We start from the raw sequence: 1760 nt of genomic DNA, 5'->3' as shown, positions 1-1760 counted from the left end.
TTCCTGTTCGGGCGCGGCGGGAGGCGGGGTGGCCGCGGCGGCCTGCTGGGGCGCGGCGGCCTGCTGGGGCGCGGCGGCCTGCTCGGGCGCGGCGGCCTGCTTCGGTGCCGCGGAATGCTCGGGCGCCACTGCGTGCTCCGGCGCCACGCCCCGCTGCGGCGTGAGGGACGGCGGCACGAGCGCGGGGGCCTTCGCGGCGCGGATGACGACGGCGGCGGCGCCCGCGAGCAGCAGCACGGCGAAGCTCACGGCGCCCACCAGGGGCAGGTGCTTGCGCAGCGGGCTCCGGACGCCCGCGGCGCGCAGCTCCTGCGAGGTCAGCTCGGTGTTCAGCTCCGGAGGCACCGGCACCGGCGTGGTGGGACGGCGCGAGTCCGCTTCCGCCGCGGCGGACTTCTCGAAGCCGGGCGCGAGCGCGCTGGGGTTGGAGCGCGTGGAGGCCCGCAGGGTGCGGCGCAGCTTGTGGAGCTGCTGCCGCAGCGCGTCCGCGGAGTTGGGGCGCGTCTCCGGGTCCTTGGTGAGCATCTGCAAGATGAAGGCGTCCAGCGCGGGCGGCAAATCGGAGACGAACTCCGACGGGCGAGGCGGCCGCGCCTCCACGTGTTTCATCAGCAGGTCCACCGGCGAGCTGCCCACGAAGGGCAGGCGGCCGGTGACGATTTCGAAGGTGACGACACCCAGGGCGTAGAGGTCCGTCATCGGACCCACTTCCTGGCCGCGCGCCTGCTCCGGCGCCATGTACTCCGGCGTGCCCACCACCATGTCCGTGCGCGTCTGCGCGGTGCGGCCGGTGGGGCCCTGGCCTCGCTTGGCGAGCCCGAAGTCCAGCACCTTCACGTAGCGCGAGCCGTCCGGCTGCTGCACCAGGAAGATGTTGCTCGGCTTGAGGTCGCGGTGCACCACGCCCGCGCCGTGCGCGGCGGCCAGCGCGGCCAGCACCTCGTCGAGCAGCGCCAGCGCCTCCTGCACCGGCAGCCGGTTCTTCTCCGTCAGCACCGCGTCGAGCGCCTGGCCCTCCAGGTACTCCATGACGATGTACTGCCGGCCGTCCGGCACCTGGCCGAAGCCGAAGATGTCGATGATGCCCCGGTGACGGATGGCGTTGACGGCGCGGGCCTCCGCCAGCAGCCGCTCCACCTGCTCGGTGGAGTGGGCCAGCTCCGGACGCAGCACCTTCACCGCCACGCGCTTGCCGATGAGCGGTTGGATGCCTTCGTACACCAGCCCCATGCCGCCCACGCCGATGCGCGAGCGCAGCTCGTACTCGCCCAGCTTCAAGCCGATGAGCGGATCCCTCTGCACGGCCGCGGGCGGGGGAGGCTCCGGGGCCTGCACCACCACGTTCGGCTCCTCCATGCGGGGGGGCACGTCGAACGACGACAGCACCACCGTCCCATCGCGTGGGCACACGGTGGTGTCGGCGGGTACGGCCAGGCCGCAGGTATCGCAGATCAACTCGGAAGCCATCTCAAACCGGGAAGCAGCGTAGCAGGAGGACCCGGGTGGGGCGATGTGCTCTGGTCTAGAGCGCCTGGCCGGCGGTCAGGCGCAGCACGCAAGCGCCCACCGGACAGGCCCCCCAACGTCGGACAGCGGACGCTACGGGTTGGGGCTGACGCAGTCGACCTCCGGCAGTTGCTCGCCCGCGCTTCCCTCAAGCCCGGGGCCGGAGCCGCCCGGACCGCCTGGACCGACCTGGAAGGTGACGCCGCCATCCGTGTAGCGGACCGTCGCGCCCGGGCCGCACCACACGCCCACGG

Annotated in this window: 1 protein-coding gene; it reads right to left on the bottom strand. The window is 73.3% G+C overall.

The window, feature by feature from the left end; translation table 11 throughout:
- A partial coding sequence (locus tag HV824_RS35620; RefSeq protein WP_255208618.1) for a serine/threonine-protein kinase occupies positions 1-1467 on the bottom strand: 1467 nt, incomplete at its 3' end.
- Positions 1468-1760 lie beyond the last annotated feature (293 nt).

It is taken from the genome of Myxococcus sp. AM009 (assembly GCF_013372605.1).
Taxonomy (GTDB): Bacteria; Myxococcota; Myxococcia; order Myxococcales; family Myxococcaceae; genus Myxococcus; species Myxococcus vastator.
The sequence above is the reverse complement of the archived record's forward strand: the minus strand, read 5'-3'. Positions and strand labels throughout refer to the sequence as shown.